General features: G+C 70.8%; 14 protein-coding genes. 7 read left to right on the forward strand and 7 right to left on the reverse strand.

The window, feature by feature from the left end:
- Nucleotides 1–58 precede the first annotated feature (58 nt).
- Nucleotides 59–1393, reverse strand: a complete 1335-nt coding sequence (locus GPZ80_RS05195; protein WP_187218590.1) for a 3-hydroxybutyrate oligomer hydrolase family protein — start codon at nt 1391–1393, stop codon at nt 59–61.
- Between the two features lie 220 nt (nt 1394–1613).
- Here GPZ80_RS05195 and GPZ80_RS05200 point away from each other — a divergent pair, with 220 nt between their 5' ends.
- A complete protein-coding gene (locus tag GPZ80_RS05200) occupies nt 1614–2321 on the forward strand; it encodes a phytanoyl-CoA dioxygenase family protein (RefSeq protein ID WP_187218591.1) in 708 nt (235 codons plus the stop codon).
- Between the two features lie 53 nt (nt 2322–2374).
- On the opposite strand, the gene GPZ80_RS05205 is transcribed toward GPZ80_RS05200, so the two are convergent.
- From GPZ80_RS05205 to GPZ80_RS05220, 4 genes are read right to left on the reverse strand one after another with little or no spacing between them, the layout of a single operon-like run.
- Nucleotides 2375–4669 (reverse strand): FtsX-like permease family protein, encoded by a 2295-nt coding sequence (locus tag GPZ80_RS05205; protein ID WP_187218592.1) that lies wholly within the window; start codon nt 4667–4669, stop codon nt 2375–2377.
- The gene (locus tag GPZ80_RS05210) at nt 4666–5346 is read right to left on the reverse strand and encodes an ABC transporter ATP-binding protein (RefSeq protein ID WP_312880123.1); all 681 of its coding nucleotides are present in this window, start codon (nt 5344–5346) and stop codon (nt 4666–4668) included. Before GPZ80_RS05210 ends, GPZ80_RS05205 begins: the two co-directional genes overlap by 4 nt.
- The gene (locus tag GPZ80_RS05215; protein ID WP_187218593.1) at nt 5343–5867 is read right to left on the reverse strand and encodes a PadR family transcriptional regulator; all 525 of its coding nucleotides are present in this window, start codon (nt 5865–5867) and stop codon (nt 5343–5345) included. The genes GPZ80_RS05210 and GPZ80_RS05215 overlap by 4 nt, the downstream gene beginning before the upstream one ends.
- 58 nt (nt 5868–5925) lie before the next feature.
- On the reverse strand, nt 5926–6285 hold the full coding sequence (locus GPZ80_RS05220; RefSeq protein WP_187218997.1) for a VOC family protein: 360 nt from the start codon (nt 6283–6285) through the stop codon (nt 5926–5928).
- 83 nt (nt 6286–6368) lie between these two features.
- Here GPZ80_RS05220 and GPZ80_RS05225 point away from each other — a divergent pair, with 83 nt between their 5' ends.
- The gene (locus GPZ80_RS05225; RefSeq protein ID WP_187218595.1) at nt 6369–6833 is read left to right on the forward strand and encodes a CGNR zinc finger domain-containing protein; all 465 of its coding nucleotides are present in this window, start codon (nt 6369–6371) and stop codon (nt 6831–6833) included.
- A 211-nt stretch (nt 6834–7044) separates the two neighbouring features.
- On the opposite strand, the gene GPZ80_RS05230 is transcribed toward GPZ80_RS05225, so the two are convergent.
- Complete coding sequence (locus tag GPZ80_RS05230) at nt 7045–8247, reverse strand: DUF445 domain-containing protein (RefSeq protein WP_187218998.1); 1203 nt, start codon at nt 8245–8247, stop codon at nt 7045–7047.
- 77 nt (nt 8248–8324) lie between these two features.
- Here GPZ80_RS05230 and GPZ80_RS05235 point away from each other — a divergent pair, with 77 nt between their 5' ends.
- The 4 genes from GPZ80_RS05235 (at nt 8325) to GPZ80_RS33285 (ending at nt 12647) form a co-directional block, all read left to right on the forward strand.
- Nucleotides 8325–9488: a pyridoxal phosphate-dependent aminotransferase gene (locus GPZ80_RS05235; protein ID WP_187218597.1), complete on the forward strand. Its 1164-nt coding sequence runs from the start codon at nt 8325–8327 to the stop codon at nt 9486–9488.
- 93 nt (nt 9489–9581) lie between these two features.
- The gene (locus GPZ80_RS05240; RefSeq protein WP_187218599.1) at nt 9582–10142 is read left to right on the forward strand and encodes an RNA polymerase sigma factor; all 561 of its coding nucleotides are present in this window, start codon (nt 9582–9584) and stop codon (nt 10140–10142) included.
- Nucleotides 10143–10209: 67 nt separating this feature from the next.
- On the forward strand, nt 10210–10599 hold the full coding sequence (locus GPZ80_RS05245; protein ID WP_187218600.1) for a hypothetical protein: 390 nt from the start codon (nt 10210–10212) through the stop codon (nt 10597–10599).
- Complete coding sequence (locus tag GPZ80_RS33285; protein ID WP_187218602.1) at nt 10596–12647, forward strand: CHAT domain-containing protein; 2052 nt, start codon at nt 10596–10598, stop codon at nt 12645–12647. The genes GPZ80_RS05245 and GPZ80_RS33285 overlap by 4 nt, the downstream gene beginning before the upstream one ends.
- Nucleotides 12648–12683: 36 nt before the next feature.
- Here the strand turns inward: GPZ80_RS33285 and GPZ80_RS05255 are convergent, their stop codons facing one another.
- Nucleotides 12684–13769 carry a S8 family peptidase gene (locus tag GPZ80_RS05255; RefSeq protein ID WP_312880124.1) on the reverse strand — a complete coding sequence of 362 codons (1086 nt, stop codon included), beginning with the start codon at nt 13767–13769 and terminating at the stop codon, nt 12684–12686.
- 226 nt (nt 13770–13995) lie between these two features.
- Here GPZ80_RS05255 and GPZ80_RS05260 point away from each other — a divergent pair, with 226 nt between their 5' ends.
- A complete protein-coding gene (locus GPZ80_RS05260; RefSeq protein WP_187219035.1) occupies nt 13996–14739 on the forward strand; it encodes a hypothetical protein in 744 nt (247 codons plus the stop codon).
- Nucleotides 14740–14850 lie beyond the last annotated feature (111 nt).

The raw sequence follows: 14850 nt of genomic DNA on the forward strand, positions 1-14850 counted from the left end.
ATTCACCCTGGGACATTTGTGACCTGGGTCACCTATTAACGTATTCCCATATATTGGTTCATTTTCCGGAGTACCCGCAGGTAGAAGCGGATATCGGCATAAGAGTTCCGGTCGGCGGGGTGCCGTCCAGCCAACCTTCCAGCGCGTCGAACGCGGTCCGGAAGCACGGGCCGAGTGGCCGGAGCCGATCCGGATAGACGTCATAGAGACCGTCCACATGGGTCCCGCCGTCGATCCGGTAGTACCGGTGCAGCGCGCCGCGGTCCTGTGCGGTCACCAGGTGCGCGTAGACGTCCGAGCTCCGCGAAATCGGGAGCAGGGCGTCGAGTGTGCCGTGCAGGGTGATCAGCGGCTTGTGGATCCGGCCGGTCAGCGAGATCCGCTCCACCGCCCGGTGCACCGATTTCGGTCGCGCGGCGTAGTCGTAGTCCGCGTCGCAGTCCGGTGTTCCGCTGGCGCAGAAGGGGATTCCGGCTTGACGGTCGCCGTCGAAGGCGGGGTCGAACTCCTCGCGGTAGATGCGCTGGGTGAGGTCCCAGTAGACCTGGTGGTGGAACGGCCACAGGAATTCCGAGCCCGGCGCGAAACCGGCGTCCAGGATCGCCTGGTGCGCGGCGGGATCACCCGCGGCGTAGGCCGGGTAATGGCGGATCGCGGCGGGAAGGGACGTGAACATGTTCGGCCCCTCCTCGGTCCACAGCGTGCCCTCCCAGTCGACACCGCCGTCGTAGAGGCCTGGCCGGTTCTCCAACTGCCAGCGCACGAGGTACCCGCCGTTGGACAGCCCGGCCATCAGCGTCCGCGCGGGTGGGCGGCCATAGTGTTGCGCCACAGTGGATTTCGCCGCGATCGTCAGCTGGGTGACCCGGGTGTTCCACTCCGCGACCGCGTCACCGGGGCGCCTGCCGTCGCTGTGGAAGCCGATGCCGGTGTTGCCCTTGTCGGTGGCGGCGAACGCGTATCCGGCGGCGAGGACGTGGTCGGCGATCGCCCGGTCGTTGGCGTACTGCCTGCGCACCCCGGGGGCGCCGGTGACGACCAACCCGCCGTTCCAGCGCTCCGGCATCCGCAGGACGAACTGGGCGTCGGAGTTCCAGCCGTGATGGGTGTTGCCGGTGGAGGTGTCGTCGAAGTGGCCGTCGAGCTGGACGCCGGGCACGGCCACGGGCCTGGGCAGTCCCGCGGAGGTCAGTCCGGCCCAGTCGGCGGTGACGGTGTGTCCAGTGACCGCGGTGCCGACGGTTGTGAGGTCGTCCAGACAGGCGGCCAACTGGCGCTGCGCGCCGGGCACGTGCAGCCGGTCGGCCGCGCAGCGTCCACTGTGGCCGGTCGCGGCGGCGGGCACGGCGGTGAGAGCCAGGCAGACCGCGGTCAAGGCGATGCGGGCGAACATCGGGAGGCCTCCACGTCGTCGGGGTGAGGCCAACGTAGGGAGCGGGGGCCAGCGGCGATACCCGCGTGATACACACAATCCGGCCCGCCGGTGTAGTGGTGCCCACCGTGAGTGCCGAGTCAGCCGAAAGTGTGGTACCGGACACAGAATGACCTTGGGCGATGGAGCCAACAGGTGAATCCGGTGGCGTGGCGCCGATCGCTGGGCTACACCTGGATCCGTGCATGAGGTGCTCGCCGAACTGGGAGTCCGTGCCGACCTGCTGGCGCCGCAACAGCTCAGCGAACTCGACGAACTCGGCTACTGCCGGTTCGACCGATTCCTGTCCCCGGGCCAGGTCGCCGCGGCGCTGGCCGACGTCGAGATCCGGCTTCGCGACAGCGGGCGGCAGGGCGGGACCCTGCACCTGCGCGGACTGCTCGAAGCGGGCATGGTGTTCAACGCGTTCTGGCTGCGCCCGCACCTGCTCGCGGCGGTCCGGCACCTGCTGGGACCCGAGTTCCGCATCAGCGAGATGCACTACCGGGCGAGCACCCCCGACCACGGCGGCCAGGCGCTGCACATCGACACGATCGACCGCGCGGGTCCAGGACGGTGGCAGGTCTGCAACGCGGTGGTCGCGCTGACGGACTTCACCGCGGACAACGGCGCCACCCGCGTGGTCCCCGGCTCGCACCTCGACTACGGGTTCGTGCCTCCGCACGGACACGAGGACCACCCCGACCAGGTGGTGCTGGTGGGCGCGGCGGGGACGTGCTGGCTGTTCAACTCGCACCTGTGGCATTCGGGGACGAAGAACCAGACCGGCCAAGTCCGCCACGCGGTGCTGACCAGGTTCCAGCGTCGCGGCGTCGCGGCGCTGCTGGACACGTCGCCGTCGGACGGCACCATCGAACGACTGGGCAGCGCCGCGTATCTGCTGATGTGAACAATGCCAGCTGGGGACCGCCCCCGAAGCGGTCCCCAGCTGACAACCCCCGGCTATTCGGTTCGCATGGAGCTCAATCTGGTGGCGCCACGCAGAAACGGCATGGTCACCAGCGAGACGAGCAGGACCAGCCCGACCGCGGCCAGCGATATCGTCCCCACCCACGCCCAGTCGACGACCAGCGTCGAAGTGCCCGCGAGACGCATGACCAGGGCGGCGAGGACGACCCCGATCGCCACCGCCAGCACCATCCCAAGGCCGATCGGCACCGCGATCTGCCAGAGCAGCGAGCGGGCCAGCGCCCCGGTCGGGACACCGCTCGCGGCCAGGATCGCCAGCGGACGGCGGCGTTCCCGGATGTGTTCCAGCGCCAGCACCAGCAGGCTGGTTCCGGCCAGCAGCAAGGTGAACATCGATCCGATGAGCAGCCCGCGGCGGGCGGCCACGAACATCTCCCGGTCGGGGTCTTGGTATTCGGTCACCATGTGCTGCGACAGGTACGCGTCCCACCGCGCCAGCGCAACGCCGGTGCGGATTCGCTCCAGGGTCTCAGGGTCGACGGGGTCGACCACGAGCCCCGCGGTGACCCCCTCGGCAGGCACCACGGGGAAGGACTGGGGTGTGGTGATCGCGTACCAGGACATCGATGTCGGCCAGTACTGCAGCGCTCGGCGAACCGGGGGCACTGTCCAATTGCCATACGTCTGCCCTGGACCTCGGCCGCCGTCCCCGTAGTGCAGGACGGAGAGGACGCGTCCGGGCGTCAAGCCGTCGGCCGGTTCCTCCGCGCCGGGATGGACGAAGAACTGCCCGTCGGCGCAATCGGTGACCTTGAGCTGCCGTTCGATCGTGGGGCAGTCGACGATTCGCACGTGCACCATCGCGTCGCCGTCGGGGAACCGGACATAGGCTTCGCGGAACCTGGAAATCGAAACGGCCGGGTCGGCCCGGCTGAGGTACTCGGCGACCTCGTCGACCGCCTCGCTCGTGCCCATCACCGTCGCGCTGGCCTCGCTGGGATCCTCCCCGAATTCCCGTGGGGCGTCGAATATGACCGCGAGCGACGCCAGCACGCACTGCAGCGCGATCGCGCCCGCGAGCACCACCGCGACCCCGCCGACGACCCTGGACGACGTGCCGCTGTCGAGTTGCAGCCTGCGGATCGCGAGCTGCCACGACGAGGGGCCACCGCGCACCACGGCCACCGTGCGTTCGACGACCCACGGCAGCAGCAGCGGCACACCGATGAGCACGAGAGTGGCGCCGGACGCGACGACATAGGCCCAGAACTGGCTGTTGGAGCTGAGTCCGTCGGCCGCCAGCAGCAACGCGACCCCGAGACCGACGGTCGCGAACCGCCACGCCATCCGCCGTCGGACCGGCTTGCTGAACCGGACGACGCCCAACGGCTCGATGATCGTGCGGCGCATGGCGAACTGGGCGGTGGACACGGCGAGGACCGGGATCGCCAGCACGATAAGGATCGCCATCCACCACACCGGAACTATGTCCGCCGGGTACACGCTGACGCCCCTGAGCCGCACGCCTTCGGCCAGTTGCCTGCCTGCCAGGAACAGGCCCGTGCCGAACAGCAGCCCGGCCATCGCGCTCACCAGGCTCTCGGCGGCGGCGATGCGGCGAACCTGGGCACTGTCGGCACCGACCAGCCGCAGTGCGGACAGCCGCCGGTCGCGTTCGGCGCCCGCGATCCTCGTGCTGGCGGCGACGAAGATGAACACCGGCACGAGCAGCGCCACGGATCCCAGGAGCAGCAACAGAAGCACGCTCGGGTCGAGCGGCCGGTCGACCCGCGTTCCGGAGCCGAAGCCGTACACGCGCTCACCGCGCCCCATCACCTCCGGCCCCGCGCCGACGTAGGCCCGCGCGTGCCCCGGCTCGATCACGGCGTCCGGTGCGATCACACCGGCCGTGTGATAGGGGAACCGGGCACGCAGCTCGTCGTTTCCGGGCTGTGCCAAGAGTTCGGCCAACGCGGGCGTGACGTACATGTCGCCGTCGAACGGAAGCTTCGGGATGCCGGGCGGAACCGGCGCGGTGTGCCCGGTCGGCCAGACGTACGCGACGCTGATCGACTCGCCGCGAAAACTGGTTCCACTGTTGAGGTACCAGAGCGGGTCGACGCCGTCGATCTTCTCCGGAATCGTCTGGGTGGCCGCCGCCCGCTCGTAACGGGCGTCGATCATCGGGCCGACCGAGGACGCCAGGAGCAGCACCGCGACGGCGATGCCGATGCCGACCGTGCTCAGGACCAGCCTGGCCACCGAGGTCCGGCCGCCCCCGACGGCCAACCGGATCCCGATGACCAGGTCGTTGAACCAGGCCCTCACTGCACCATCTCCACCTGGCGGGCGCGGCCGTCGCGGACGATGACCTCGCGGTCGGAGTACGCGGCGACCCGCGGCTCATGGGTGACGAGGACGATCGCGGCACCGGTCTCCTTCGCCGTGTCGATGAGCAGCCGCATGACCTGTTCACCGTTGAGCGAGTCCAGCGCCCCGGTCGGCTCGTCGGCGAAGATCACCTTCGGGCCGGTGACGAGCGCCCTGGCGACGGCGACCCGCTGGCCCTGGCCACCGGAGACCTCACCGGGACGCTTGTCGGCCGCGCCGTCGACTTCCAGGCGCCCCAACCACTCCCGGGCGGACTCCTCGGCCTTGCCGCGGGACAGGCCGCCGAGGCGCAACGGGAGGGCGACGTTCTCCAGGCAGGTCAGCTCGGGGACGAGCTGGCCGAACTGGAACACGAAGCCGAACTCGGTGCGGCGCAACGCACTGCGGTCCTTGTCCGACATCGTCGACAGGGTCTGTCCGTTGTAGACGACCGTGCCGGACTCGGGCGCGACGATCCCCGCCATGCAGTGCAGCAGAGTCGACTTGCCCGAGCCCGACGGTCCCATCACCGCGACGATCTCCCCCGCGCCGACGGTCATCGACGCACCGTCGAGCGCCGCGGACTGGCCGTAGGTCTTGCGTAGATCAGCGCCGACCAGGAGCGGCTCGGTCACGAAGCCACCTGCTTGCCGAGGTCGGCGAGCCTGGCCGTGGTCAGCTCCAGCCAGCGCAGGTCCGCCTCGAGGTGGAACAGCGCGTGGTCGCAGATGAGCTGGTCGGCCAGGTCGCCGCGCTGCTTGCGCACGGTCAGCTCGCGCATCGCCCGCAGGTGCGCGACCCGCTGGGCGTCGAGCACGTCGGCGGCGTTGCGGCCGGACATGAGAGCCAGGATGACCTTCGTGTAGAGCGCGCTCTGCAGGTAGATCTCCGGCTTCTCCGGCGTCACGAGCCACTCCGCGACATCGGTAACGCCCGCGTCCGTGATCGAGTACCGCTTGCGTTCCGGACCGCCCCCAGGTTCGACACCGCTCTCCTCCACCAGTCCGTTGCGCAGCAGCCGCGAGAGCGTCGAATAGACCTGCCCGTATGCCAGCGGGCGGTCGGCGCCGAAGTGCTCGTCGTAGGTGCGCTTCAGGTCATATCCGTGCCTGGGCCCTGTTTCCAGAAGCCCCAGCAAGGCGTGTCCGATTGACATGACCCGAACTGTACAGCATGTGTATACACACTGCGAATAGAGGTGTGAGCTGTGGAGATCAGCAGGCGCAGAGGCAGAACGGGTGCCCGGCGGGGTCGGCGTAGACGCGGAACGACTTCTGCTCGTCGAGCAGCTTCGCGCCGATCTCGACGGCCCGCTCGTGGGCCGCCGCGATGTCCTCGACCTTGAGGTCGAGATGGAACTGCTGCGGCCGATCGCCCTCCGGCCACGTCGGCGCCTCGTAGTTCGCCACCGCCTGGAACTCGATCAGCGTGCCGCCGTTGCCGATGGTCGACCAGGAGTTGTCCTCTGCGGCATCGGGCTCCGGCCAGTCGAGCAGGCGGGCATAGAACTTCGAGAGCTCCAGCGGGTCGGGACAGTCCAGAACAACCGAGCCGAGTGTGGGTACCGACATGATTTCCTCCCAGATGCGTAACCGGTGATATGAGCATGCCGGTTAGGCGCGGACCCGTCAACCGGTAAAGGGCCTACAGTGGTTTTGTGAGTTCTACCCACGACGTGGAGTTGGTCCTCGACTTCCTGAACACCCTTGACGTCGAAGAGAACGCCGACCTGCTCGACGACGACCTGAGATGGCACGCCTGGCTGGCCGCGCGCGGTCTGACCGCCGGTGACCCCACGCATGTCCGAGCCGTCCGCGACGGGTTGCGGGGCCTGATCGGCGGCGCGCCCGCCTCGCCACCGCCCGATGCGGACGTTCGGGTCTCGGTGGTCGCGGGTGTGCCGAAGGTGTCGGCACCGGACGTCGCGGGCGCGGTTCTGGCGGCGGCGAGTCGTCTGGCGGTGCTCGGCGAGTGGGAGCGGGTGAAGATCTGTCCGGCTGACGAGTGTCAGTGGGCGTTCTTCGACCGGTCGCGCAACCGGTCTCGGACTTGGTGCTCGATGCAGGTCTGCGGAAACCGGGAGAAGGCCCGGGCCTGGCGGGAGCGCTCGAAGTCCGGCTGACCCCACCCGCGAGTCGCCCCTCCAGGCAAACGAGTCGCCCCACCAGGCAAGTGAGTGCGTCCTTCAAGCAAGTGACTTCGACATGCGGAAGATTCGTCGACAGGTCCATCGGAGCCCAACCGCCTGAGGCATCGCGAACTGAGGGCTCCGCGGTCGACTCGCGTGCGCGAATGTCGAAGTCGGTTGCTGGAGGGGGCGACTCGCGCGAGGGTCAGGTGATCAGCTGGGCGACGGTGTAGATCACCAGGCCCGCGAGGGCGCCGACCACGGTGCCGTTGATCCTGATGAACTGCAGGTCGCGGCCGACCTGGAGTTCGACCTTGCGTGCGGTCTCGTCGGCGTCCCAGCGCTGCACTGTGTCGGTGATCAGGGTGGTGATCTCGTCCCGGTAGTTGAGGACGATGTGGGCGGCGGCGCCCTCCACCCAGCCGTCGGCCTTGGTGCGCAGGGACTCGTCGCCCATCAGGCGGGTGCCGAGGGTCATCAGGCCTGCCCGGACCCGGGTGCGCAGTTCGCTCGACGGGTCCTCGGCGGCGTCGAGGAGCATCTTCTTGGCGGTGGTCCACGCCGAGCCGATGAGGGTCTGCACATCCGGGTGTTCGAGGACCTGGTGCTTGACCTGCTCGGCCCGCTCCATCACTCGCGGGTCGGTCTGCATGTCGCCTGCGAACTCGGTGAGGAACTTGTCCAAGGCCAGCCGCATGGGGTGGTTGACGTCGGTTTTGACGTTCCACGCGAAGGACAGGACCTCGCCGTAGACCTTGTCCGCCACCAGGGCGTCGACGAACTTCGGCGACCACGTCGGGGCGCGGCCGGACACGACGCCCAGGACCTGGGCGTGGTTGACCTTGACCCAGTCGTAGGCCTGGTCGCACATGAGGTCCACGAGCTTGTGGTGGGCGCCGTCGCCGATGACCCGTTCCAGGAGCTTGCCCATGGGCGGACCCCAGGGGGTGCCGACGATCCGGTTGACGACGGCCTGCTCCATTACGGCCTGCACGTCCTCGTCCCGCAGGACCGTGACGGCGCCGCGCACGACCGTGGCCAACTCCGAGGTGACCCGTTCGGCGTTCTCCCGCTGGGCGAGCCAGCCGCCGAGCCGGTTCGCCACCCCGACGCGGCGCAGGCGTTCGCGGACGACCTGTTCGGAGAGGAAGTTGGTGCCGACGAAGTCGCCAAGGCTGTCGCCGAGGACGTCCTTCTTGTTCGGGATGATCGCCGTGTGCGGGATGGGCAGACCCATCGGCCTGCGGAACAGCGCGGTGACGGCGAACCAGTCGGCGAGGGCGCCGATCATGCCCGCCTCGGCGGCGGCCTTCACGTAGCCGGTCCACGGGGGCGGGTCCGGCCACAGGGTCAGGCCGATGAAGATCGCCGTGGCACCCAGCAGGAATCCCAGGGCGACGCCCTTCATCTGCCGCAGGGCGCGCCGCTTCTCAAATTCGCCGGGTACTTGCTCCACGACGCCATTGTCCGTGAGGATTCCTATCCGTGCCTCGAACCACGCTTGTACCCAGGCTGCGTCCGTTCACGTCGACGATCTTCGCGGAGATGACCTCCCTCGCGGCGAGCTTCGGCGCGGTCAACCTCGGCCAGGGCTTCCCGGACACCGACGGTCCGGCCGCCATGCTGGCCGAAGCCCAGAAAGCCATCGCCGACGGGATCAACCAGTACCCGCCGGGGCCCGGCAGGCCGGAGCTGCGAGCGGCCATCGCGGCGCGGCGTTCGCGCTACGGGACGGCCTTCGACCCGGACTCGGAGATCCTCGTCACCGTGGGTGCCACCGAGGCCATCGCGGCGTCGCTGCTGGCTCTCGTCGAGGCGGGCGACGAGGTGATCCTCTTCGAGCCGTACTACGACTCCTACGCCGCCTCGGTCGCCATGGCGGGCGCCACCCGGCGGGTCGTGTCCCTGGTGGAGGAGCCGTCGGGTCGCTTCGGGCTCGACGTCGAGGCGCTGCGGGCGGCGGTCACGCCCGCGACCAAGGCGATCCTGGTGAACAGCCCGCACAACCCGACCGGGACGGTCTTCACCCAGGCGGAGCTGGCAGCCGTCGTCGAGGTCTGCGTCGAGCACGATCTGCTGGCGATCACCGACGAGGTCTACGAGGACCTGCTGTTCGACGGGCTGGCGCACGTGCCGTTGGGATCGCTGCCGGGGATGGCGGAGCGCACGCTGACGATCTCCAGCGCGGGCAAGAGCTTCAACTGCACCGGGTGGAAGATCGGCTGGGTCTGCGGGCCCGCCGAACTGGTCGCGGCGGTGCGCGCGGCCAAGCAGTTCCTCACCTTCGTCGGCGGCGCGCCGTTCCAGCCCGCGGTGGCGCACGCGCTGAACCACGAAGGCGCCTGGGTGCGGGACCTTCGGGACTCGTTGGAGAACAAGCGCGACCGGCTCTCCGCCGGACTCGCCGAGGCCGGGTTCGGGGTGCGCCAGACCGCGGGCACGTACTTCGTCTGCGCCGACGTGCGGCCGCTGGGCTTCGGCGACGGTCTGGAGCTGTGCCGCGAACTGCCCGCGCGCATCGGGGTGGCGGCGGTGCCGGTGCAGGTGTTCACGGACAACCCGGACCGCTGGCGGCACCTGGTCCGCTTCGCGTTCTGCAAGAAGGACGACATCCTGGACGAGGCGATCAGCAGGCTGCACAAGCTCTGACCCGGTTCCCCTTGTCCCTCTTTGGTGGGTCACCCGGATCCGGCTCGCGGTGATCGTCGTCCGACCGGCGATGACGATCACCGGGAGGACCAAGTGGACACAGCCGAGCTCGTCCGACGGGCGGGCACGGGTGACCAGACGGCATGGCGGGACCTGGTCGAGCGGTACGCGGGCCTGGTCTGGCGGATCGCCCGCGCCCACCGACTCGACGACGCGGACGCGGCCGACGTCAGCCAGAGCACCTGGATCGCCCTCGCGGAGCACCTGCCCACGCTCCGGTCGCCCGAGCGGCTCTCGGCGTGGCTGGCCACCACGGCCCGGCGGGAGTGTCTGCGGATGATCGCCCACCGCGGCCGTGAGGTGCGGGCGTCGGAGTGGTCCGACGTCGTCGACCACGCGGGCGAGCACCGCTGGCCGGAAACAGCCATCCTGCGCGGCGAGCGCGACGACACCCTCTGGCGCGCCTTCGCGGCGCTCCCGGACCGCTGCCGGTCCCTCCTGGGCCTGCTCGCTTTCGCACCGGACTTGAGCTACGCCCAGCTGGGGCGGGCGGTCGGGATCGCGGTGGGCAGCATCGGGCAGACCCGCGGCAGATGCCTCGACGTGTTGCGGCGCAAGCTCATCTCCCTTGGCATCCCGGGCGAGGTGGCGTGATGACCGGCCTGCTCGCTTCCTGCCGCCATTCCGCGGCCATCCAGCGCTTCCGAAGCGAGGTGGTGTGATGACCGACGCGGAGTTGCTCGCCGAGTTGGCGGGCATGTTGGACCGGGTCGATCCGGTGCCCGCCACCGTCCGCACCGCGGCGATGTTGGCTGGGACGTTCGTCGGCGCCCGGTGGGACTGGCTGGAACTCTCGCCGCTGGCCGGGGTCGCGGTTCGGGGCGGCGCCCGGATGTGGCGGTGTGGTGCGGGGGTCATCGAGATCGCCGACCGGGTGTCCGGGCTGCTGACCGTCCCCGTCACCCGCGCGGAACTGCACAGCGCGGCGGGTGTTCTCGCCGTCGCGGTGGATTCGGTGGGCGCGTTCTCCGCTCAGCTGCCCACCGGGCGGATGCGGCTCGTGCTGCACCGGGCAGGCGACGTGCCGCTGGTGACGAGGTGGTTCCGGTGACCTGGGACCACCACCACCGGGCCGCGCTCGCCCACCAAGAGCGCGGCGAGCCGTTGCGGGCCCGGCCACACGCCCGGCTGGCACGGGAACACGCCGCGACCGCGGCGCAGGCGGCGGAGTCCGCGCTGGTCATGGCCTGGATCGCGCAGCAGGTCGGCGACCACGACGCGGCGGTCGCGCTGATCGCCGACGCCCGGCCCGCGTTGTCCGGGCAGCTTTTGGCACGCGCGGACTGCCTGCACGGGCTGACGCTCTGCATGACGGCCGAGCACGAAGCGGCGCTCAGCGTCCTGGCACGGGCGGCGAAGCGGCTGCGCGACGACCACTGGCGGGCCAACGCCCTGGTCGGCATCGGCGTCTCCGCGGGCTACCTGCGGCGGCCCGCCGTGGCCGAGGACGCACTCGACCGCGCGCACGCCCTCTACCTCGCGCAAGGCAAGCCCGAGCGGGCCCGAACCTGCTTGCACAACAAGGGTTTCGTCGCCGCCCAGGCAGGCGACTTCAGCCGCGCCCTGCGGCTCTACGACGCCGCGGGCATCGACGAGACCACGCGGCCGGAGGTCCTGATCGACCGGGCGAACGCGCTCCTCGGCGTCGGACTCATCAACAGCGCAGGACGGGCACTCGCCCGGGCGGCGGTCGCGCTCGGGGCCACCGGGCGCGGGCCCGCGTTCGCCGAAGCCACTCTCGCCCACGCGCACCGGGCGCTGCTGGCCGGTGATCCCGCCACGGCGGCGAAGGCGGCTGAGACGGCGGCGGGATTGTTCGAGGAGCAGGGAAATTCGGGGTGGCTCGCGCACGCCCAAGCGGTGCGGCTGCGCGCCCTGGGGCGAACTTCGTCCGACGTCGCCGACCGGTGCGAACAGGCGGGGTGGGTCGCCGAGGCCGCTGAGCTGCGCTTGCTCGCCGGGCGGCTGGATCTGGTCGAGCCACACCGGTTCGCCGTCGAACCCGGACTGCGCGCGCTCGGCTGGCTGGCCCGGGCCCAGGCGGCGGGCAGCCCACGAGCCGCTTTCGCCGCCTGCCGCGCCGGCGGTCTGGGCGACTCACGGCTCGCCGCGGTCGGGGTGGACGCCGCCGTGTCGGGCGGCAGGCCGCGAACGGTCTTCACCTGGGCCGAGCGTTCGCGTGGCGTGGATGCCCCCACGCACCGAGAAATCGGTGTGGCACTGGGAGATCGCGAGTTGCTAGACTTCTATGTCCATAAAGGACAGCTGCGGACGGTTTCGGTTTTCCGCGGCCGGTTCCGCGACCACGTCGTCGGATCGGCGGCCGCGGTCGCCGAAGCCGCCGAGAGCCTGCGGATAACGTCCACACTGGCCGCCAGGACCGGGACTGCCGCGGCCACCCAGCGCGCGGCACGGGTGCTCGACGCGATGCTGTTCACGAGTTCGGCGATCCGGGAACTGGTCGTGCTCCCGTCTCCGGAGCTGTCGTCTGTTCCCTGGGCGGCGCTGCCGAGCCTGGCGGGAATACCGGTCTCGGTGGCGCCGTCGGCAGCCGCCTGGCTGCGCGCGAAACAGGTCCCCGAGCGGACCGGTCCGACCGCGTGGATCGCCTGCCCCGGCCTGACCCACGCGGCAGGTGAGGTGACCACGCTGCATGCCCGGCACGGCGGCACCCTCGTCACCGGCCGGGAGTCGACCGTCGTGAACGTGTTGGCGGCGATGAGCGGAGCAGGCCTTGTCCACATCGCCGCCCACGGCCGACACCACACTGCGGCGCCGCGGTTCTCCGCCCTGGCACTGGCGGATGGCCCGCTGCGCGCCCAGGACATCGAGCGGCTGCCCGAACCGCCCCGACTGCTCGTGCTGTCGTCCTGCGAATCGGGGAAGGCCGACTTGCTGGGCCTGATCGCCGTCCTGCTCGACCTGGGTGTCGGCACGGTGGTCGCCAGCACGCTGCCGGTGCCCGACGACCTCGCCGTGCCGCTGATGACCGACCTCCACGAACGGCTCGCGGCGGGCGCGGGCCCGGCGAAGGCGCTCGCGGGGGCCCAGACGGCGCACGGCCACCTCGGCTTCGCCTGCTACGGCTCACCGGGATGACACCCCCGCCCGCGCATAGCGAGCGCGGGCCGCTCGTCAGCTCACCTGCGATGACATCGCCGGTGACACCCGTTCCCGTGCGGCCGTGTGGGTCAGGCCCTCGTTGATGGCCTTGGCGATCTCCGCCGCCACCCTGGGCGCCGCGAAGGAGGTGCCGCTCCACCGAGCCGCCCCATACGCGCGGCCGGTCGCCGACGGGCGGACGTGGGCGCTGACGACGTCCACGCCCGGGGCCGCCGTGTCGACCCAGGGGCCGTGGCCGGAGAACGGGGCCGGGCTCCCATCCGGTTTCGTGGCGCCGACCGCGACGACCGACGGGAGTGCCGCGGGCCAGAACGGGCGAGACGTCCCGTGGTTGCCCGCCGCCGCGACCACCACGGTGTCGGTGAAGCGGGAGAACTCGTGGACCAGCGCGGGCGGGCAGCGGTCGTCCGTGGTGTGGCAGCCTGCGGTCAGGACGACGACGTCGATGTGTTCCCCGCGGGCCGCCGCGTGTTGGCGGGTGCGGCGCAGGGCCATGGCCACCGTGCGGTCGTCGGTGATGCCGTGGGAGCTCAGCACCCGGTGGTGGCGCAGGACCGCCCCGGGGGCGTGCCGCAGCGCCACCCCGGTGACGAAGGTGCCGTGGCCCGCCTGGGCGTCGGTGACGCCGTCGCCCTCGAAGTCGAGGGTCTCGGGGACCGGGCCCCACTCGCCGAACCAGGGGCGGCTGGTGAACCACGGGTGCGGGTCCACGCCGGTGTCGAGGATCAGGACCGTGACCGGCTTGGCCCAGTCCTCGGCGGGCGGCTCCGGGGGCAGTTCGACCGGCTCGGGCTTCGCGCCGGTCCCGTGCAGGATCGGGGCGCCGACCATGACCGTGTGGACGTGGTTGGCCGACACCTTGAGGCGGTCGGCGTAGTCCTCGGCGATCCGGATGGCGTCGGCGGTCGGGCGCAGCCGCAGGGTCGCGTGGTCGGCCGAGTCCACGCGGTCGATCCAGCGGGCGAGTTCGTCGACGGCCGCGTCGAGGCCGCCCAGCGGGACCAGGAGTTGGCCGCGGTGGACCAGGCACTCGGCGGGGCCGCCCGGGTCGTGGTGCTGGAAGGCGGGGTGGCGCTCGGCGATCTCATGTGTGTGCACAAGGGACACCGTCCCGTCGCAAGGAGACAAGCGCTCGCGGGAAGCCCTCGCGTCACCCGGAGTGGTGATTTCCACACTCTGTGATGATCGACCGCCCGGAGTGCGGCCGTTCACCGTCTTTCCGGGTGGAACGAGCCCGGTTAGGGTGCAGAAATGCGGCCAAGTCGTGGATAGTGGCTTGGTTGCGCCGGGTAGTCGGAGCGAGTCGCGGATGGTGGTGACGAGCGTGGATCGCACAGTGAGCGTGCTGTTGCTCCGCGTCGCCGCCGTCGCCGGGTTGCTGATGGCGGTCTGGGTCGCCATGGTGGTCCTCGCTTCGAACGCCTCGGCTGAGGACCGGCCGCTACCACCGCCGCCGCGACCCACCCGACCCAGCTCCGGGCTGATCGGTCTCGTCGGCAACACCCTCGACGTGGCACGCCCGCTGGTGAGCGGGGTGGTCGGCACGGTGTCGGAGGTCCCCCTGGTCGACGACCCTGTCGACGTGCCGATCCTGGAACCGCAGGCGGAGACCACCAGCCAGTCGAGTGAGACGTTCTCGGCACCCGCCGCGGTGTCGGTCAAGCCGCCCGCGCCGCCACGCGCGCCCGTGGTGAGCGCGCCGGAGCCGGTCAAGGCCGCTCCGGTGCGGCTCACGCCCAAGGTCGAGCGGCCGGTTGAGCCGCCGCGACCCGTCGTGGTCCCGAAGGCGCCCGCCCGCAAGCCCACCTTCGAACTCGTGGCCGGCTCGTCGGATGAAGAAGCCGACAAGCGAACCACCCCGGAGCCGCCCGCCGCGCCCGCGGCGCCCGCCGCTCCGGGATCCACCGCCTCCGCCGCCTCCGATGGCGGCGGTCACGCCCGCGGCCTGACCGGCATGCTCGCCGGTCGCGCCCCGCTCACCCCGCCCGCGTCGGCGGGAGTGGCGGGATCGCGCGTCACGGACGCGGCAGGCAGATGCGCGGGGCTTCCCGCGTCGTCCCCCGACTGACCTAGCACCGTCCCCGGGGACAGGTGTGCCCATAGGGCGCCCGTGTCCGCTCTCGAACCATCTCCACAGCCCGATCTGCCGACCGCGCCCGTGCAGATCGGGACCCTGGCC

It is taken from the genome of Actinokineospora xionganensis, assembly GCF_014323725.1.
Classification (GTDB): Bacteria; Actinomycetota; Actinomycetes; order Mycobacteriales; family Pseudonocardiaceae; genus Actinokineospora; species Actinokineospora xionganensis.